Genomic DNA, 19,670 nt, shown 5'->3' with positions numbered 1-19,670 from the left:
ATTGGGTGTAGATAGATTTTATGCAAAAATCTTGTGTTTTTAATTATCTTTGGAGGCTATTTAGGTAAAATTAAAAGATAATGAATATGAAAAATATTTCGCTGTGGGCATCTAAAAATGTTTTAATGGCAAGACTATTAATTGTAATGATAGAAATAGCCAAAGGGTTATCGGCTGGATTAATCGGTTATTATTTTATTCCTAAGTTATCAGAAAGAACACTCAATCTTTCGGTTTTATTGTTGGTGCTATTGGTGAGTTTCCTACAAATGAATCATGAATTTATTGAGCGAGTAAATAAGCGTATTTATCATAAAATTAGGCATCAAGTTACTTTTGTAATATTCTTGTGTACATTCGGATTGACGCTTTTGTTGGGTAATTACTATAAAAGTGTAGGCGAAAATATAGTTGGTCAATGGGTACACGCTGGAGTATCAGTACGGACAGATAGTACAAGTCAATACGAAGAGAAAGTTTGGGAGAAGTCTATCAAAGCTCGAGTTGGAGCACTTTCAGAGAATAAGAGTTCACAGGATGAACAACCCTCACATAATGGTCGTAGAGTTGTGTATGTTCTGTTATTTTTGTTGAGCTTAGGGCTTACCTATGTGGCTACTATACTTTCCTGTTCAATTGCTTGTAGTGGTTATGGTTTTTTAGCTGTATTATCTTTACTTCTCACAGTTGGGATTTTTTCTGGAGGGATTTATTTTTTGATGAAAGCTTTTCGGAAAAGAATTAAGATAAGTAAGGAAATGAGCAGAGAAGAGAAAAGAAAAGAACGTAAGCGGTTTTTCATTACTTGGGGAATCGTGGTCTCTATTATCAGTTTGTTAGTCATTCTTGGAAATCTTTCATGAAACTAAGTAATAGAACATAGAATCTTTGCGTTAAAGCTGCAAAATCCTCATATAACTAATGCTTAAGTATATCAAAACTATTTTTCTCATTTCGTTTTCAGTAATAGCGTTCGCACAACAAAAAGTTTATAGAAATTTAATCATGGAAGGTGGAGGCATCAAGGGTGTAGCGTATGGAGGAGCCTTAAAAGAATTAGAAAGTAGGGGCGTTTTACAACAAATTCAGCGAGTTGGCGGAACATCCGCAGGTGCAATTCAGGCTTGTCTATTGGCTGTGGGTTATTCAGCAGATGAAATTGCTCAAATAATTGCCGAAACGCCTATCGAAACTTTTAATGATGGTGGGTCGGTCATAAAAGCCAGTGAAAGATTTGTAAAGAAATTTGGCTGGTATAAAGGTGAAAATTTCTTGACTACGATTCAGAAACTCATAACCGACCGAACAGGAAAGCCTAATCTGACATTTGCTGAACTTCATGAATTAGCCAAAAGTATTCCGTACAGAGATTTGTATGTCACGGGGGTAAATCTTACTAAACAAAGATTGGAAGTTTTTTCTTATGAAACTTACCCTGAAATGCGAGTGTGTGATGCCGTGAGAGTATCTATGTCTATACCGCTTTATTACCAATCAGTATTTTTAAATGCTAAAGGAAAAGTTATTGAAAATCCTATACCAAGCGATAGTTGTGATGTATTTGTTGATGGTGGTTTGTTGATGAACTACCCCATTGAGCTGTTTGACCAAACAAAATATCTTAGTACAGCTACTGACAGTACGATAAATAAGCCGACCTTTAACACTGAAACCTTAGGTTTGCGTTTGGAAAGGTGCGAACAAATAGACCATGAAATACACCTAAAAGAGGGTTTTGCACCTTTCGAAATTCAAGATTTTAAAGGGTATATATCTGCTCTTTATAATATTATGACCGAAAGCGTAGACAAGCCTAAACCCGAAGATATAGTTCGTACAATTTACATCAATGACAATGGCATGAGCCCTAAAGTGAGAAAACTTTCGGAGGGAGAAAAACAAAAAATGATGATAAGTGGCCAACAAGGTGTGATAGAGTTTTTCTACCGTTAGGGTGTTTGTTGGTCATTTACGATTTCTGAGTTTTTTATCGTCAACGGTTTTATTGAGAAATTCATTGATTTTTTCAATATCATAACTCATCTGAATTTCTCCAAAAGAGTTGATTTTTATATCAAATCCATCTAAATCTTTGTGTACACGCGGCTTTTCAGCATTGGGTTTTTCATCAGCTTTTTTCTTTGCCATGATTCTAGTAAGTTTTTATGATAAATCCTTTTAATATATAAGCTTGGCTACCATCTCGTCAGTAGCAGACCACTCTATCTAAATCCTATGCTAAAAATCGGGATAGTTATCCTTTTACTTGTCCTCGAATTGAGTGTATATTAATTACTACTTTGGTAATTTACCATCTTTTTTAATTCAAGTAGTAATTATTGGACACTTATTTTATTGGTATTATTCCGAACGAAAGCAGGATTTCAATAAAAGCGATAAATTATTGCTTGTCTCAATGGTAATTTCATTGTTTTTGCTATTCACTGTTACTCGCAAGCGGTGTAAGTGCGTATTTCTTGATTTCTTTTTGATTACATAATCCTAAGAGCCTGTATAACTTTTTACAAGGTATATATGCTCTTAGGAATAGTTAATTGTATTGATAAAGTAATGATATCAAGGTCGTATTAACCTAATGCTGCAACTGCCTTATCTATTCGGTTGATGACCTCAGTTTTTCCAAGAATCTCCAGAGTAAGCATCAAATCAGGGCCTTTACCTACGCCAGTTATTGCCAGACGGAAGGCTTGCATGACTTTACCTGCTTTAATGCCAGCTGCTTCGAGGGCAGGGAAGATGGTATCATGAATTTGCTGTGCTGTAAAATCGACCTCATTCATAGCAAGAACTGCTTCTTTGATAACACCGATAGCTTTTCGAGCATCATCATTCCATTTTGATTTGGCAACCTCTTCATCATAAATACTCGGAGCTTCAAAAATGAAAGGTACTTCAGTGATGATTTCCTGCGGGAAAGTCACACGGTCTTTCATTAAACTTACCAATTTGGCAGCTAGTTCATCAGATAAATCGGCTTTTGATTCTTTGATAATAGCAACTAATTCTCCTTCAGATTTTGATTTGATATAGTGTTGGTTAAACCATTTGGCTTTATCTATCATGAATCTTGCTCCAGCTTTGTGAATCTTATCTAAACTGAATGATTCGATTAATTCTTCTTTGGTAAAAAACTCTTGTTCAGTACCAGGGTTCCAGCCCAAAAATGCCAAAAAGTTTATAACAGCTTCTGGCAAATAACCATCTTGTTTAAAACCACGTGCTACTTCACCCGTAAATGGGTCAGTCCATTCTAATGGGAAAATCGGGAAATTACCCAATAAGCCATCACGTTTGCTAAGTTTGCCGTTGCCTTCTGGTTTGAGAAGTAAAGGTAAGTGAGCAAACTCTGGAGCTTTCCATCCGAAGGCTTTATATAGTAAAATATGGAGGGGAGCCGATGGCAACCATTCTTCGCCACGAATTACGTGGGTTACTTCCATCAGGTGGTCATCAACGATATTGGCTAAGTGATAAGTAGGCATTCCATCTGACTTTAGCAAAACTTTATCATCAATGGTCGATGAATGTACAACTACCCACTCACGGATAATATCTTTGAAGCGAATTTCTTCTTTTAAAGGTACTTTCAAACGAATAACGTAAGGGTCGCCGTTGGCAATTCTTGCTTCAACTTCTTCTTTCGGGAGCGTAAGCGAGTTTTTCATTTGCATTCTCGTTACGGCATTGTACGACATATTATCAACCTTTGCTTCTTCCAAACGCTTACGCATTTCTTCTAATTCTTCGGCGGTATCAAAGGCATAATAAGCTTTTCCCTCGGCAAGAAGCTGCTCTGCGTATTGACGATAAATTGGTTTTCTTTCCGATTGACGGTACGGACCATGAGGACCACCCACTCCTTGACCTTCATCAATTTCGATTCCTACCCATTTGAGGGCTTCTAAGATATAATCTTCTGCTCCTGGAACATAGCGAGTTTGGTCAGTATCTTCGATACGGAGCAACATTTTTCCGCCCATTTTACGAGCAAATAGATAATTATACAAAGCAGTACGAACACCTCCGATGTGTAGAGGGCCTGTTGGACTGGGAGCAAATCTTACACGAACCATATTTTTGTAAAACAACTTTCTAAGTTGTCTGAAATCGTAGAAATAAATTAGAAATAAACACAATTCAAAGAATTGTGGTACAAACGGGTCGCAAAATTACAGAAAATTATGCAAGAATTATACTTTTGGTTTTTTATAAAGTGGTACGGTGCTACAAGGCTCACCAAACATGATACTTTGAGCATAAGGACGCAGGCGACGGGTAACTTCTACGTACGCACTCGTGGGAACAGCCACTTTGCTACATCCTTTCACAACAACTCTTGTTCCTGCATATTCTTCAAAATTGATTTTTGCTAAGGCTTCTTCATAGAGTTTGTTTTCTAAATCTTGTAGCGTACCAAAAACTACAATGTGGGCATAAGGCTCTAATTGAATGGCTAATAACATATAGGCCCAAGTGGGTACAATGGCATCTTCAGAGCAAGTAATGGCTACATTTTTACCAGTATATTGGGTCCAGTCGTGGTTTTTTATGAAATCTCTAAAATCTTTTTCTTTCAGAATTAGACCCATGAAAAGATTGTCTTTTAAATCATACACTACACGTTCGCCTGCGTGATAATAATCTTCTAAGTCGAGCGATAGTAGTCCACTTTTAGCAACTCTATTTACTATTGTATCTTCCATTTTACTAATCTTATAACATTAACATTAAGGAAGACTTCCCTCAAAGGGAAGTCTTCCTTAAAACAAATCTCTTATTCAGAAAGTTTAGTATCAATGTTTTGTTTCTCGTCGGTTTTGGGTTCTTGTATCGTTTCTTCTGTAATTTTGTGTTCAATGATTATCGTCTTAGGTGTAAGCGGAATCGGGCGGAGCGAAACAAAATCAAAGGCATTACTCAACTGCCAAATTCGGATAAAAATTCGTCCGAATATAAAAGCTTGCTGCACTACAAACATGAGAATAATCTTAAATCCTGAGGTCATTCCAATGCGACTTTCAATCAACAAATAGATTAAAGAAAGAATTAAACTCAACACCATAACTGCCCAGTAAACTTGCATGGCTTTAAGATTCCTAAAAACATATTCAATGGCTTTCCAAAAAGCTTGAATTGGGTTTAATAATTCATCTCGAAATAGCAAAATTCGGGCGTAGTCACCTACATTTAGCACATAGGTAATATAGAAAAAAGCAAAAGCCATCGGCAGAATCATCCATGCGGCGAAAGTGGGTTCTGTACTTCCTTTAGCTACAGAATCAAATAAACTAAATAGAAGTGCTGAAGCAATGAGTATGATTATTAAACAGAAAATTTGCAGTAAAAATACACCCAAGAATCGTAGGAAATACTGCCAAGAATTTTGCAGAAAGGCCCCTAATCGGAAAGGATTTCGAAGAGCAAATTGACTGATGATACCACCTGCAAATAATACATTAAGTATAGAATATAGCAAAGATAAACCCAAACTTATTGGTAGTAGGGGAGTAAGTGATTTTCCATTCTTGTGCATGAAATCGTAGAAAACGGTAAAGTCGAAACCCCCAACTAACTTTTCGAAAGCCAGAGATTGTTGAGACTCAGCCCGAAGAATACTAAAACTCGGAAAAGCAATGATTAGGCCCAAAGCAAAATTAATAAAGAATACTCCCAAAACTACGGGCCAGTTTTGAGCGGTTCGGCGAAATGCTTGGGTCAGGATTGTAAACATTAGTTTGGTGAATTTAGTTTTTCATTGTTTTGATGGCGGTGTAAATCACGTTTAGTTTTCTTCTCTAAGTTCTTTAGAAGAGCCTCTGTTAGGTTGATACCTGTTTGGTTGGCCAAGCAGATAAGCACAAAAAGAACATCGGCCATTTCATCGTCTAAATCTTTGTTTTTATCCGATTCTTTTTCTGATTGTTCGCCGTATCTACGGGCCATGATGCGAGCTACCTCGCCCACTTCTTCCATCAAAATAGCCGTATTGGTCAATTCATTAAAGTATCTAACACCAATGGTCGTAATCCATTCATCAACAATCTTTTGTGCTTCTTCTATAGTCATTTTTATCAGATATTTAGACAATAGATATGAGACAAAAGAAGAAAAATAGCAAGTAAAATTTCCCTTGTTTCTTGTCTGATATCTTGAATTCTATTTCACAAAGCTAATCAAAAAAACGATTCTTGAAATACTTAATTGTGTTGAACGTTAGTAGAAAAGAATCAAAACTTTTAACTTTGCCAGACTTCCATTGGGCGATATTCGTCAACATTTAAAAATTACTATGAATTTATTAAAATACACTTGTTATTTATCAATTTTAGCTATTTCAACAGCATTTGTTGGCTGTAAACAGTCTTCAAGTAGTAGCGAGAGCAGTAGTACAAGCGAAGAAGCCAAGTTGGTAACTGCCCCAGCATTCAATGCCGATACTGCGTATAGCTATGTAGAAAAGCAAGTAAAATTTGGCCCCCGTATTCCAAATTCATCAGCACACGTAAAATGTGGTGATTGGATGGCCAGCGAACTAAAAAAATTAGGCTGTGAGGTTATTGAACAGAAATTTAAGCCTGTAACTTATGATGGAAAAGTATTGAATGCAAGAAATATCATAGGTGTATATAACCCACAAGCTACGAAGCGAATCATATTATCATCACACTGGGATACACGCCCGTTTTCGGATGATGACTCTACTGCGAAGACTAAACCATTCGATTCTGCCAATGATGGTCCGAGTGGAGTAGCAGTAATTTTTGAGATTTTACGTACGATTCAAAACTCAGCACAAAAACCAAATATTGGTATTGATGTAATTTTGTTTGATGTAGAAGATTGGGGCCCACCAAGCGATTATACAAAAGAGGTTACTATTCCTAATCAAGGATGGTTAATGGGTTCAGAGTATTGGTCGAGAAATTTACATCAACCTAATTATTCTGCTTATTTTGGGATTTTGTTAGATATGGTCGGAGCTAAAGGGGCTACTTTTACGAAAGATATGACTTCGATGCAATACGCTCCTGCTGTGATGAACAATGTGTGGGGTATTGCTAGCCAGTTGGGTTACAGCCAATATTTCTTAAACCAAGAATTTGGTAATATTTCAGATGACCACGTACCTGTAAACGTAAATGCGAAGATTCCAATGATTGATATTTGTGATTTACGTCCGACAACGGGTAATACTTTTGGAGATTATCACCACACACAAAAAGACAATCTTTCAATCATTGATAAAGCTGCTTTAAAGGCTGTTGGACAGACAGTTTTGCAAGTTTTATACGAGGAAGGTAAGCCTCAATAATAAAAAGATTGTCTTGACAACTATTTTTGCATTTTTCCTTGACACTGTGGTATATTATTTGTTACTTCGCAAGTAGAAATAACTAATACGTCAAATATGGCACACCTGTTGATTATTACAAACAAGTGAGCTGTAGAAAGGCTGGAACAAATTAAATTGCGATTCATTCAAAAACATTTTTGTTATGACAGAAACACTTAACATAGACATTTCGCTGGTTGCAGAGAGCCGTATCAATCAATTTGACCCTAACAACATTGTATTCGGAACAATTTTTACCGACCACATGTTGGTAGCAGATTGTATCAATGGTGTATGGCAAACACCAAAAATTATGCCTTATGGCGATATTAGCTACAATCCGGCATTGGCTACACTTCACTATGGTCAGTCGATTTTTGAAGGAATGAAAGCTTTCAAAAACGATAAAGATGAGGTGTTGATGTTTCGTCCTTTAGAGAACTTCAAACGTTTCAATATTTCAGCAGAACGTATGTGTATGGCACAGGTTCCAGAAGAAATTTTTATTGGCGGTTTGGAAGAATTATTGAAAATTGATGCTGCTTGGGTTCCGAAAGGAGAAGACAATTCTCTCTATTTGCGTCCGTTTATGTTCGCAAGCGATGTATATTTAGGTGTTCGTCCTTCGCTAAATTACCGTTTCATGATTATCATGAGTCCAGCAGGTAAATATTACTCGACTCCACCGAAAGTGAAAGTTGAGACTGAATTTATTCGTGCGGCTCCGGGTGGTGTGGGTTATGCAAAATGTGCAGGTAATTATGCAGCGTCGTTGTATCCAGCAAAATTAGCTCAAGAGCAAGGTTATACACAATTGTTGTGGACAGATGCTATCGAACATAAATATTTCGAAGAATCAGGTACAATGAATGTGATGTTTGTGAAAGACGGAAAACTTATTACGCCAAATACAAGCACTACAATCCTGAAAGGTATCACACGTGATACTTTGCTTCAGCTTGCGAAATCAATGGGTATTGAGGTCGAAGAAAGAAGAGTATCGGTTGAAGAAATTATCTCAGGAATCGAAAGCGGAAGTGTAACCGAAGTATTTGGTGCAGGAACTGCCGTAGTGGTTTCGCCATTTGCTGCTATTGGCTTTAATGGTAAAGATTACGTTTTACCAGAAATAACAGCCGATTCAATGTCAACAAGATTGAAAAATGCTTTGAACGATATTCGTACAGGTAAAGTAGAAGATACATTTGGTTGGGTTTGGAATATTCATGCTTGATTTTCCTTTCTCCTCCCCCTCGGCTTCGCTCGGGGAGTGGTACCTTTGTTTAATCTATAAATAAGTATTGAACCCAAATAAAAACGCCACTATGAGAAATTATAGTGGCATTTTTGTTGGTTTTCAACACTATTTTTCACAACCGTAAAATTGTATAAGCGTTTAGGTAGAGTGAAATTTTAAACCAAATCCTACTTTAATAAGTTGATATTCAAAGTCTTCTAATTTAATGCCAGCTACTGCTTCATAATTTACTTGATAGTTTTGTTAAGTTTGGCGTTATTTGAAGTTATATTCATCTTTTGAGCGATTATTTAAATTCGCCCCTTGTTTTTATGTCATTAGAAGTTTTTCTGAAAGCAATTCAAACCGAAGTTGCCCAAACTCAATACGGTGAAAGCCCCGTTGAACTCTACGAACCCATTGAATATTTGATGTCACTTGGCGGGAAAAAAATGCGTCCTTTGCTGACTGTCATGGCCACCAATATTTTTACTGATGATTGGCAAAAAGCACTCAAACCTGCTCTTGGGGTTGAAGTTTTTCACAACTTTACACTCATGCACGATGATATTATGGATGCCGCTCCGCTTCGTAGAGGACAACCAACAGTTCACGAAAAGTGGAATCCGAATGTGGCGATTCTTTCGGGTGATGTGATGCTCGTGTGTGCCTATGAACTCATGACTGCCGTTGATGACAAGATTTTTAAGCATGTAATCAAGAGATTCAACCGTACGGCCGCTGAAGTATGTGAAGGTCAACAATGGGATATGAATTTTGCCACGCGAAATGATGTTACGGAAGAGGAATACATTAACATGATTCGCTTAAAAACTTCGGTTTTATTGGGTTTTTCACTAGAATTAGGTGGTTTAATTGCCGAGGCTGGTGAAGAAGCAACACAACTATTATACGATTTTGGCACTAATATCGGAATCGGCTTTCAGTTAAAAGATGATATCCTTGATGTTTATGGCGACCCTGAGAAATTTGGTAAACAAGTAGGGGGTGATATCATAGAAAATAAAAAAACTTGGCTTTTATTAAAAGCTCTTGAATTAAGTAAGGGTAAAGCCGAAGAGGCTGAACTTCAAAAATGGATTGATGCCAAAGAATTTGATAAAGAAGTAAAAGTGAAGGCCGTGACCGAGATTTATAACTCACTTGGTATTCGTGCATTAGCTGAGGCCCAGATGAACAAATATTTTAATACAGGATTGGCTGATTTAGAAAAACTCAATGCTCCAATTGAACGAAAAACGCCTTTAATTCAGTTAACTAAACAACTAATCGAAAGAGAATCATAATGAAGGAAGCCTTCGCTGGGCAATACTCGCTCAAAGCGAAGGCTTCTTTAGATTTGGAAATAAATAAAATGGAACAAATTTCAGCAAATTTATTAATTGTCTTAGCTACAGTAGGTATTAGTCTTTATGCATTTAACAATTATAGTTTTCTCGAAAACTGGTTAATGCACCCCTATGCCGTCGAACGAAGAAAAGAATACCATCGTTTCATAACCTCTGGTTTTGTTCATGCCGATTATATGCACTTGTTCTTCAATATGTACACCCTTTATAGTTTTGGGGAGTTTATGGAACAAGTATTCATTCAACGCTTCGATGACCCTAAAATTGGTTCGGTAGCTTATGTGCTTTTCTATGTAATTGCTATTGTTGTTTCTGATTTACCGACTTTTGTGAAGCATCGTAAAGATAGTGGGTACCGTTCTCTGGGAGCTTCTGGGGCAGTTTCGGCCGTAATATTTGGTACAATTTTATTCATTCCTACGGCTCAATTGGCTATTTTCTTTATACCAATGCCGGCTTTTATATTTGCCATTTTATATTTAGCTTATACTTACTACGAAATGCGTCGCGGAAATGGCTACATCAATCATTCTGCTCACTGGTGGGGAGCTATTTTTGGAATCATCATGATGGTGTTATTATATCCTGAAGTATTACCAAGCTTTATTAGCCAAATTCTTAACTGGCGACCATTTAATTGATTAAATGCTTAAAATTTTACGCCAACCATACCCTTTTGGAGAAAAAACAAAACTCAGCGTACTACTGCAAAGTTTGGGCGAAGGTGCTTTTATTGCATTATTTTTAATCGTATTTCAACCGTTAGGAGTTAGCGAATGGCATGACCCAAATAAGGTTTGGCATTTGATAGGCTTTGGCCTAATTACAACTCTATGCGGACTTATCTTGCGTTTGGGAATTTTTAAAACATTCCCCAAATATCATAATGAAGCATTTTGGAATGTTGGTCGGGAGATTCTTGCAATTATGTTACTAATTCTGATGATTGCATTCGGTAACTTACTGTATAGCAATTTTGCTTTTCATCTAAAAATTAGTTTTGGTACATTCTTTTGGATGTTTATTGGCGTGATGATTATTGGCGTTTTTCCAGCAACTTTTGGAGTAATGCTCAATTATATCGTGCAACTAAAAAAATATACTCGACCAATTGAAATACATCACCATGCTGAGCCATTCACCCCATCAAGTACGATTAAATTAATTGCTGAAAACGAGAAAGATTTTATAGAGCTTTCGGCTACCAAACTTCTTTACATTGAATCATCTGATAATTACTCGACTATAGTTTTTGAAAAAGAAGGAGTCCTTCAAAAAGAACTTCTCCGTAGTAGCCTCACTCGTCTTGAAGGTCAAATTAATTATCCCAATATTGTTCGCTGTCATCGTTCGTTTATTGTTAATCTTGATAAAGTAGCAAACGTTACGGGCAATGCACAAGGTTATAAACTTCACCTTGAGGTTCCTGCATTACAAGTGCCAGTTGCCCGAAAATATTCTGAAATAGTTGAACGCTTAAAATAAGGCTTTGATATTCATCCCAAAAGCTTGCTATTCTTCCCTGCTTATTGTCAAACTTCCCAAAGTATTGATACACAGCCCTTTCATTTGTACATTTTTTTGAGCTATTCTACATTTGTGTCAGTCAAATAACACAAAAAAAGATTACTCAAATGAAAACGCTCTTCAAAACAACTATCCTTATTACTTTTTTAACACTAATATCATTTAATATTTTTGCTCAAAGTAAATACAGTGTGGTAGTCACAGTAAAAGGTATTCAACAAAGAACAGGAAAAATTTTTGCTACCATTTCTAATGATGAAAATAGTTTTCCACAAGGTGGAGGAATAAAATCAGCCACTGCCGAATTAACAAAAGAGGGAGAAATAATCTTAAAGTTTGAAGGAATATTGGAAGGTAAATATGCCATTGTTTTATTCCAAGATTTGAACGGTGATAATAAACTCGATATGAATGGACAAATGCCTGCCGAACCTTTTGGTTTTTCAAACCTAACTATGCTTATGGGGCCACCAAATTTCGAGCAATGTGCTTTTGATTTAAACGAAGATAAAAATATTGCTATTAGCTTATTTTCTTTTTAACTATTCATATACACAAAAGATATTTAACAATGGAAACGCTCATTTATAAAGCTTCAACTGCAGTTCATGTATTGTGTGGAATCTTGTCGTTGCTGGCAGGCTTAGTAGCTATGATTACCAATAAAGGGGGAAAGGTACATAATCGTGCGGGAATGGTTTTCTATTGGTCGATGTTTATGATATTTATTACAACAAGTATTTTCTTTATACTTTATCCTACAAACCTAAAATATCAGTTCTTCTTAGGCATAGGCATTGTGAGTTTTTATCCAAATTGGTCGGGCAAGCGTATGTTGGCCATGAAAAAAGGCTTAATTCCTACCTTAGCCGATAAAGTAGGTGCTTGGAGTATAGGTATTTCGGGTATTTGTATGTGGGCTTATGGCGTATTTCTAACGATTAATCCTGCCAAACAATTTGGCTCACTTAATATATTATTTTTTATTTTCGGAACAGTAAGTGTTTTGAATGCCTACGGCGACCTTAGATTATACTTAGGCTACGCAAAACCTGAGAAAATGCACTGGTTTTTTGCCCATGCAGGAAAAATGATGGGAGCTTATACCGCTGCAATTACTGCTTTTTGTGTAAATATTGTTCCAAGATTCCTACCTGATAACACCCCAAGTTTCATGTTTATTCTTACCTGGACAGCTCCCGGTGTCATTCTTGGAATTCTTTCCGCTCGAATTATTAAAAAGTATAAAGTCAAATTTAAAATGGCCGAAAAACCAAACCTTTCCGCTAAACTTAAACAACTTTTTGCCAAGAAAGAATTAGTTTAAAATCAGTTTTAACACTGGAAAATTCAAAACCTTGCCAGCGTTTTACCATTTAACTCCGCAAAAATCAGATTGTAGAATAGCACTATCCACCGTAATTTTGATTCAGAATTTAAAATCATATACAATGGAAGTGTCAGAAATTCAAGAAAATATAGATTTCCGTAGAATTGAAAAAGCTATTCAATTTATTGAAGATAATTTTCAATCTCAGCCAAGTTTGAAAGAAATTGCCGACCATGTAGCCCTTTCCGAATTTCATTTTAATAGACTTTTTAGTAAGTGGGCGGGTACAAGTCCACAACGTTTTATGCGATTTCTCACCAAAGAATTTGCTAAAGAAAAACTGCTCGACAGTGCAAATATTCTTGAGGCTACTTTTGAGTCTGGGTTATCAAGTTCAAGCCGATTACATGATTTATTTGTAACGTATGAAGCGATGACGCCCGCCGAATTTAAAGCCAAAGGTGAAGGGCTGACGGTAAGATACGGAATTCATGAAACACCTTTTGGTGAGTGCCTCATTGCCTTGACTGACCGAGGAATTACTGACTTCCGATTCCTTGAAACAGAAAGCAAAGAGCATATAATAGCCGAACTACAACAAGATTTTGAAAAAGCTAAACTCATTTTTGATAATGACTATACAAAGCCATTAATCGACCAAATTTTCTACTTAAACCAAAGTCAATCAGAGCCAATTACATTGCTTTTACGTGGAACAAATTTTCAGATAAAAGTGTGGGAAGCCCTGCTAAAAATTCCGTTTGGACAAGTCGTAAGCTACGAGACCATTGCCAATGCCATAGGAAAACCCACCGCCCAAAGAGCAGTCGGAACGGCCATTGGAAGTAACCGTTTGGGGTATATCATACCGTGCCATCGGGTGCTACAAAAAGTAGGAGGGATTGGTGGCTACCGTTGGGGAACAACTCGTAAAAAAGCAATTATAGGCTGGGAAATGGCCAAGGCGTAGCACAATTTCCCAAATTGTGTAAATATTCAGAGTAATTAGTTTTATTCATTGCCGTCAGTTTTAACTGAAGGGATAAGAAAGTAAAATAATTGAACTGGCCTTAGCCCAAGCTTTAATTTAAGCTATAAAGCCAATATTGTTTTCTTTCATAGCATTCGTCAGCTAAAGCAGACGGCCATAAATCCTGTTTTTGGCTATTTTAAACTTACTTTGCATCATGAAAAATAATACCCAAATTAATTCTTTTTCCGCTTCGGATTTCACTCACACCGTGCCGCATCGAAGTTCGATAATACCCACGAGTACCCAATGTGGGTCGAAAATTAGTGGTAAAAATCACTGCATCACCTTTATTTCCTTGTAAAACAATTCCTTTCGACTGCATTCTTGGCCTATTTTCGAGCATTAAAAACTCTCCTCCCGTATAATCTACATTGGCTTGACTTAGAAAAAAGACCACTTGAAAAGGGAAATATACTTCTCCGTATAAATCTTGATGCAAAGCATTCCAGTCGCCTTTTTCATATTTCAAAATCAATGGTGTTGGTCGGTTTTGGTCATTTTGGTGGCATTCATTTAATAATTCACCGAGTGTTGGTGGAAAATGCTTATCAATACCTAATTTAATCATCCATTCGTTGGCTATTGGAGCCAAAACTTCATAGAACTGCTGGCGTAGTTGTTCGATTATCTGAGGCAGTGGATATTTAAAATACTTGTATTCTCCACTCCCAAATTGGTAGCGTTTCATGTTTATTACGCTTCTGTATAGCGTTGAATCATCATAGTTTTGAGCCAATTCGTTACAAATTTCATCGGTTACAACGTTTGTGAGCAAAGCATATCCATTTTCATTTAGGCTTCGTGCCATCGAGTCAGTATTCATTTTTTCGAGCATAATTCTTTTAATATATTTTTTACAAAAATCTCCTAAAAATCAGCCCCTAACCACCCGAATATTGCTCAATTCAAAGCAATATTCAGCTTGAATACTGAAAAAATTAAGGCTTATTTTGAAATATAAAAAATTAGGTTTTAATTTACGTAATCAATTACGTAATTAATTACACAATGCAAGATGTTTTTTCAAAATTAGGTCCGCTCATTGTTGCCAGTCGACTTAAGCGAATGAGTGATTATATCATGCGTGCGGGTGAAGAGTTTTATCGGAGCAATGGAGTAGAGTTTGAACCCAAATGGTTTCCGCTTTATTATTTGCTTTCGCAAGAAAAGGAGTTGGGAATCATGGATATTGCCCAAAAATTGAATATTTCACACCCTGGCGTGATTCAGTTAGCTAAAGAATTAGAGAAAAAAGGCTGGATAACTTCTACAAAATCGAAAGAAGATGCTCGCAAACGCCTTTTAAAACTAAGCAAAAAAGGCCTCAGTATGTTGCCCCAATTGCAACTCATTTGGGATGATATTAGGGAAGTAAACCGCCAAGTAGTTGAAGCTCAGCCAACTAATATTTTGAAGGCATTGGAAGAAATGGAGGCATATTTTGCAATAAAATCTCACACCGAACGCATGAAAGAATACTTGGAATCAAAAAAGTAGGACAGGTTTTTAACCTGTCGAAGTAATACTGACAGGTTGGAAACCTGTCCTACAAAATAAAATCTAAAAGAAAATTATATGAAAACATCCATTCAAACATATACTGAAAGTTACCAAAAACAGGTAGAAACCTTAGTTTTAGGTGTTCAGAACGATGAATTTGGTTTAGGTTTGACTGCCCAAGACCAACCAGACTTACCCAATATTGCAGAATTTTATAAAAATGGCTGCTTTTGGATTGCTCTTAATAATGAAAATCAAGTGATGGGAACCATTGGTATTGAACCTCTGACTGATGGGCAGGCTGTTCTTCGAAAAATGTTTTTGGATAAATCAATGCGTGGAGATAAAGATGAAAATTTAGCCCAACGATTGTTTGAAACCCTGCTTCAATATGCCAAAGAAAAAGGTTATGAGGCATTGTGGCTCGATACGCCGCCACCGGCAAAGGCGGCTCATAGATTTTACGAGCGAAATGGCTTTGACCTCATGCCCCCCGAAAGTGCACCATCAAGTTATAAATTGCCAAAGATTTCTGGCCTAAAAATTTACCGATTATTGATAAAATAAATGACCTATGAATAATAATACTTTAGATTTTAGTAATGAAGAGTTTGCAAATATCCTCCAAAAAGTATCTGCAATGGTACTTGATAAATATGAGCATTTAGATGAGATAAAAGGGTTTAATGTAAGTTCACAAGAAGAGGTGGAGGGCTGGTTTAATGAACCTTTACCACGAACAGGAAAAGATAGTTTTGAATTACTTGATGAAGTAAAAACCAAGGTTTTTGATAGTGCAACGGGTAATTTAGGTAAAAACATGTATGCTTATGTGATGTCGGGGGGAAATCAAATTTCAACGGTTGCTGAGTTGTTGCTTTCAACTGTAAATCAAAATAATACGAAATGGCATTTGGCTCCTGCTATGACCGAAATCGAAAAACGTGTGATAAAATGGGCAGCCGAAATGATTGATTACACATCAGAAGCAGGCGGTGCAATGGTAAGTGGAGGCTCAGAAGCTAACTTGGCAGGTTTGACTGTGGCAAGAAATATCTTTTTCAAGAAATTTGATATTAAACGCAAAGGTTTATTTGGCGTAAAACCTTTTACCGTTTATTGCTCGACCGAAACACATAATTGTGTAGATAAGAGTCTATCACTCATTGGTATCGGCACCGACCATTTGCGTAGAGTGAAAACCCAAAATGATTTAACGATTGATGTAGAGGCTCTCGAAAATCAGATTAAAGCAGATATTGAACAAGGTTTTCAACCATTTTGTATTGTTGGCAATGCTGGAACTGTAAACACTGGAGCAATTGATGACCTCAATGCGTTGGCCGATATTGCCCAAAAATATCATCTTTGGCTACATATTGATGGGGCTTATGGTGGTTTGGCTTCATCATTGCCCTCATTAAAAGCAAAATATGCTGGTTTGGAGCGAGCCGACTCGGTGGCACTCGATTTTCATAAGTGGCTTTATCAACCCTTCGAAATTGGTTGTGTTTTGGTTAGAAATTGGAGAATCATGCGTGATACCTATTACAAAGAAGCCGATTATTTAGCTACCGAACTGCAAGAAAATGCCAATGCTCGATTAGAGTTTAATGAACATTATTTCCAGCTGTCTCGCAATGCCAAAGCATTTAAGGCTTGGATGTCGGTAAAGGCCTATGGTTTTGACCGTATTCAACAAATGATTCAGAAAGACATTGATTTGACCAATTATTTAATCAAACTTGTGGAAGAATCATCCGATTTTGAGTTAAAATCGAAGGCTGATTTGGCGGTTGCTTGTTTTAGATACAAAGGAAATTTAACAGCTGAAGAAGAAATCACGGCATTGAATCAACAACTCATTCCTGCCCTTGAGGCCGACGGACGAGTATTTATTACGAGTACAAAACTCAATGGTGAATTTGTCTTGCGGGCGTGTATTATCAACCACCGTAAAACCGAGCAATCTATCGAGTATTTATTAGATACAATTCGAGATGTAGCAGCAAAATTATAATTTCTGAATCAAATGCAAACAATAGAAATCATAGAACTTGACCCATCAAATGAGACTCATAAACAGGCTTTTAAGCAGATAAATTATGAGTGGATAAAAAAGTATTTTAAGGTTGAACAAGGCGATTTAGACTCGCTCGAAAATCCTGAAAAATATTTTATAAGTACAGGTGGTGCGGTTCTTTTAGCTCGTAGATGTGAAGAATATTTAGGCACTTCTGCACTAAAACCAATAGGTAGTGATGCCTACGAACTTTGTAAAATGGGCGTAACCGAGGCTGCAAGAGGCTTAGGAGTTGGCAAGTTGATTGGTGAGGCAATTGTGCAAAAAGCTCGTGATTTAGGTGCAAAGCGTGTTTATCTCGAAACCAATTCGACGCTTGCTCCTGCATTGGCTTTGTATAAAAAACTGGGTTTTAGTAGGATAGAAAACTTTACCTCGCCTTATGAGCGTGCCGATGTAGCTATGGAAATTTGGTTATAGCACAATTCTCTGAATTGTGCTATAATCGAACAATTTAGAAAATTGTTTTACCCAACAAATAAAAAAACAAGTATCTTTGCGAGGCTATTTAAGAAAAATAGGTTTTTAAATAGTTTACAATCAATTAGTTGAAAATATAATGTCGATAGTTATAGATAGTCTATCGGCTAGAAATTAACCAAAGATTCTAAGAGCAATGAGAAAAAAAATCGCCGCTGGTAACTGGAAAATGAACAAAACTTTTGAAGAAGGTCAAATCTTACTTTCAGAAGTAGTAAATATGGTAAAAGACGAGGTAACAAACCCTAATGTACAGGTGATTGTTTGTGTACCTGCTCCTTATTTAAGCTCTTTCGGAAAAATGATTGATACGCCAAAAGTTGCTTTAGGTGCACAAAACTGTTATCCGAAGGCTTCGGGGGCATATACAGGTGAAGTTTCTGTTCCGATGTTGAAATCGGTAGGCGTAAGCTACATCATTATTGGTCACAGCGAGCGTCGTCAGTATTTCAATGAATCAGATGCATTTTTGGCTGAGAAAGTAGATGCAATCTTGGCAGAAGGTCTTACGCCAATCTTCTGCTGTGGCGAAACTTTAGAGCAACGCAACGAAGGTATTCATTTCGATTTCGTTTGTGGTCAGCTTACAAACAGCCTTTTCCACTTATCGGCTGAAGATTTGAAGAAGACCGTGATTGCTTACGAACCAATTTGGGCTATCGGTACTGGCGTAACGGCATCGAACGACCAAGCACAAGAAATGCACAAAGTTTTGAGAGACCATCTAGCATCAAAATATGGCCAAGAAGTAGCAGATGAAATTTCTATCCTTTATGGTGGAAGCGTAAACGGAGCCAATGCTCAAGAACTTTTCGCTTGTCCAGATGTTGATGGTGGTTTAGTTGGTGGTGCTTCTTTAAAATCAAGAGAGTTTACAAATATTGCAAAGTCATTCTAAGACTAATCAATAAATAAGAATGGATAATTGAAAATTTAAGTGCTACAAAACAGTATCTTAATATTTACAATTATCCATTTTTTATTAGAGAACGTTCCTATTTGTTGAATACCTACGGCATTCTAAACATACTTTTTTGGTTTTATACAACCAATATGAAAGTCCTACGGACTAAATGGTTTAAAACTAAGCTACTTTTTTTTACATTAAATAAATTAATGTTTATTATCTAAACCTTTGGTTTATACTGATTTGCTCGTTCGTTTTTTTCGGCTAAACTTACAATTTCCTCAATACGTTTTTGGCGAGTCTCTGCTTGTTTGGCATTAAGAAGCCACTCTAAAATTCCTCGTTTTACCGAACGCGGAAAAGCTTCAAAATAACCTTTAGCAGTTGGATTTTGTTCTAATTTTTCTTGCAAATCGGGCGGACTGATGAGATTTTCAACATCATCTAAAGCTGTCCAAGTACCTATCTCTTTAGCAATTTCAACCATTTTTAGGCCAGCTTCGGCCATTAAGCCTTCGCTAAGGAGTTTTTCAACTTTTGCTTTATTTATTCTGCTCCAGTTGCTTTTGGGGTTTCTTTTGGCAAAAAACTGATAATAAAACTCATCGTTTCCTTTCTTAATTGAGCTATCTACCCACCCAAAGCACAGGGCTTCATCAACTGCTTCATCATAATAAACGCTGGGTGTTTGACTTTGTTTTTTATATATTTTTATCCAAATATTCTTTTCAGAAGCGTGGTTTTCTATCAACCAACTTCTCCATGCATTTCGGTTTTCAAGATAAATACTTTTGAAATCTTCGTTTTCCATGAAAATTTAATATTTATTTCAAAATATATAAAAAACTT

General features: G+C 36.6%; 22 protein-coding genes. 15 read left to right on the top strand and 7 right to left on the bottom strand.

Annotation, left to right across the window (positions count from 1 at the left end; all coding sequences use genetic code 11):
* The first annotated feature begins 86 nt into the window (after positions 1–86).
* The gene (locus tag EMTOL_RS21695) at positions 87–863 is read left to right on the top strand and encodes a hypothetical protein (RefSeq protein WP_015028324.1); all 777 of its coding nucleotides are present in this window, start codon (positions 87–89) and stop codon (positions 861–863) included.
* 58 nt (positions 864–921) lie between these two features.
* Entirely contained in the window at positions 922–1,953 is a 1,032-nt protein-coding gene (locus tag EMTOL_RS05700; protein ID WP_015028323.1) for a patatin-like phospholipase family protein, read from the top strand.
* Between the two features lie 12 nt (positions 1,954–1,965).
* Here EMTOL_RS05700 and EMTOL_RS05695 read toward each other — a convergent pair whose 3' ends face one another.
* The 5 genes from EMTOL_RS05695 to EMTOL_RS05675 form a co-directional block, all read right to left on the bottom strand.
* Positions 1,966–2,148: a hypothetical protein gene (locus EMTOL_RS05695; protein ID WP_015028322.1), complete on the bottom strand. Its 183-nt coding sequence runs from the start codon at positions 2,146–2,148 to the stop codon at positions 1,966–1,968.
* A gap of 440 nt (positions 2,149–2,588) precedes the next feature.
* Positions 2,589–4,094, bottom strand: a complete 1,506-nt coding sequence (gltX, locus tag EMTOL_RS05690) for a glutamate--tRNA ligase (protein ID WP_015028321.1) — start codon at positions 4,092–4,094, stop codon at positions 2,589–2,591.
* A 117-nt stretch (positions 4,095–4,211) separates the two neighbouring features.
* Positions 4,212–4,724, bottom strand: coding sequence for a DUF2480 family protein (locus EMTOL_RS05685; protein WP_015028320.1), 513 nt, complete (start codon positions 4,722–4,724; stop codon positions 4,212–4,214).
* 71 nt (positions 4,725–4,795) lie between these two features.
* Positions 4,796–5,752, bottom strand: a complete 957-nt coding sequence (locus tag EMTOL_RS05680) for a hypothetical protein (protein WP_015028319.1) — start codon at positions 5,750–5,752, stop codon at positions 4,796–4,798.
* Positions 5,752–6,087 carry a nucleotide pyrophosphohydrolase gene (locus EMTOL_RS05675; RefSeq protein ID WP_015028318.1) on the bottom strand — a complete coding sequence of 112 codons (336 nt, stop codon included), beginning with the start codon at positions 6,085–6,087 and terminating at the stop codon, positions 5,752–5,754. The genes EMTOL_RS05680 and EMTOL_RS05675 overlap by 1 nt, the downstream gene beginning before the upstream one ends.
* 223 nt (positions 6,088–6,310) lie before the next feature.
* On the opposite strand from EMTOL_RS05675, the gene EMTOL_RS05670 reads away from it, so the two are divergent.
* From EMTOL_RS05670 to EMTOL_RS05635, 8 genes are all read left to right on the top strand, one after another.
* Positions 6,311–7,333, top strand: coding sequence for a M28 family peptidase (locus EMTOL_RS05670; RefSeq protein WP_015028317.1), 1,023 nt, complete (start codon positions 6,311–6,313; stop codon positions 7,331–7,333).
* 184 nt (positions 7,334–7,517) lie between these two features.
* The gene (locus EMTOL_RS05665) at positions 7,518–8,588 is read left to right on the top strand and encodes a branched-chain amino acid aminotransferase (protein WP_015028316.1); all 1,071 of its coding nucleotides are present in this window, start codon (positions 7,518–7,520) and stop codon (positions 8,586–8,588) included.
* A gap of 335 nt (positions 8,589–8,923) precedes the next feature.
* Positions 8,924–9,898 (top strand): polyprenyl synthetase family protein, encoded by a 975-nt coding sequence (locus EMTOL_RS05660; protein WP_015028315.1) that lies wholly within the window; start codon positions 8,924–8,926, stop codon positions 9,896–9,898.
* Complete coding sequence (locus EMTOL_RS05655; protein ID WP_015028314.1) at positions 9,898–10,602, top strand: rhomboid family intramembrane serine protease; 705 nt, start codon at positions 9,898–9,900, stop codon at positions 10,600–10,602. The genes EMTOL_RS05660 and EMTOL_RS05655 overlap by 1 nt, the downstream gene beginning before the upstream one ends.
* 4 nt (positions 10,603–10,606) lie before the next feature.
* Positions 10,607–11,446 carry a LytTR family DNA-binding domain-containing protein gene (locus EMTOL_RS05650; RefSeq protein WP_015028313.1) on the top strand — a complete coding sequence of 280 codons (840 nt, stop codon included), beginning with the start codon at positions 10,607–10,609 and terminating at the stop codon, positions 11,444–11,446.
* A gap of 149 nt (positions 11,447–11,595) precedes the next feature.
* Positions 11,596–12,030: a DUF2141 domain-containing protein gene (locus tag EMTOL_RS05645; protein ID WP_015028312.1), complete on the top strand. Its 435-nt coding sequence runs from the start codon at positions 11,596–11,598 to the stop codon at positions 12,028–12,030.
* A gap of 29 nt (positions 12,031–12,059) precedes the next feature.
* Entirely contained in the window at positions 12,060–12,815 is a 756-nt protein-coding gene (locus EMTOL_RS05640; protein WP_015028311.1) for a hypothetical protein, read from the top strand.
* A 124-nt stretch (positions 12,816–12,939) separates the two neighbouring features.
* Positions 12,940–13,788: a methylated-DNA--[protein]-cysteine S-methyltransferase gene (locus EMTOL_RS05635; RefSeq protein WP_015028310.1), complete on the top strand. Its 849-nt coding sequence runs from the start codon at positions 12,940–12,942 to the stop codon at positions 13,786–13,788.
* Between the two features lie 205 nt (positions 13,789–13,993).
* On the opposite strand, the gene EMTOL_RS05630 is transcribed toward EMTOL_RS05635, so the two are convergent.
* Positions 13,994–14,674: a 2OG-Fe(II) oxygenase gene (locus EMTOL_RS05630; protein ID WP_305953182.1), complete on the bottom strand. Its 681-nt coding sequence runs from the start codon at positions 14,672–14,674 to the stop codon at positions 13,994–13,996.
* Positions 14,675–14,859: 185 nt separating this feature from the next.
* Here EMTOL_RS05630 and EMTOL_RS05625 point away from each other — a divergent pair, with 185 nt between their 5' ends.
* From EMTOL_RS05625 to tpiA, 5 genes are all read left to right on the top strand, one after another.
* Positions 14,860–15,348, top strand: coding sequence for a MarR family winged helix-turn-helix transcriptional regulator (locus tag EMTOL_RS05625; RefSeq protein WP_015028308.1), 489 nt, complete (start codon positions 14,860–14,862; stop codon positions 15,346–15,348).
* A 78-nt stretch (positions 15,349–15,426) separates the two neighbouring features.
* Positions 15,427–15,918: a GNAT family N-acetyltransferase gene (locus tag EMTOL_RS05620; protein WP_015028307.1), complete on the top strand. Its 492-nt coding sequence runs from the start codon at positions 15,427–15,429 to the stop codon at positions 15,916–15,918.
* A gap of 7 nt (positions 15,919–15,925) precedes the next feature.
* Entirely contained in the window at positions 15,926–17,371 is a 1,446-nt protein-coding gene (locus tag EMTOL_RS05615) for a pyridoxal phosphate-dependent decarboxylase family protein (protein WP_015028306.1), read from the top strand.
* Positions 17,372–17,383: 12 nt separating this feature from the next.
* On the top strand, positions 17,384–17,854 hold the full coding sequence (locus EMTOL_RS05610; protein WP_015028305.1) for a GNAT family N-acetyltransferase: 471 nt from the start codon (positions 17,384–17,386) through the stop codon (positions 17,852–17,854).
* Positions 17,855–18,050: 196 nt separating this feature from the next.
* Positions 18,051–18,812 carry a triose-phosphate isomerase gene (tpiA, locus tag EMTOL_RS05605; protein WP_015028304.1) on the top strand — a complete coding sequence of 254 codons (762 nt, stop codon included), beginning with the start codon at positions 18,051–18,053 and terminating at the stop codon, positions 18,810–18,812.
* A gap of 229 nt (positions 18,813–19,041) precedes the next feature.
* Here tpiA and EMTOL_RS05600 read toward each other — a convergent pair whose 3' ends face one another.
* Complete coding sequence (locus tag EMTOL_RS05600; protein ID WP_015028303.1) at positions 19,042–19,632, bottom strand: YdeI/OmpD-associated family protein; 591 nt, start codon at positions 19,630–19,632, stop codon at positions 19,042–19,044.
* Positions 19,633–19,670: the final 38 nt, after the last annotated feature.

This window comes from Emticicia oligotrophica DSM 17448, assembly GCF_000263195.1.
GTDB lineage: Bacteria > Bacteroidota > Bacteroidia > Cytophagales > Spirosomataceae > Emticicia > Emticicia oligotrophica.
This window is presented reverse-complemented; position numbering and strand designations above follow the sequence as displayed.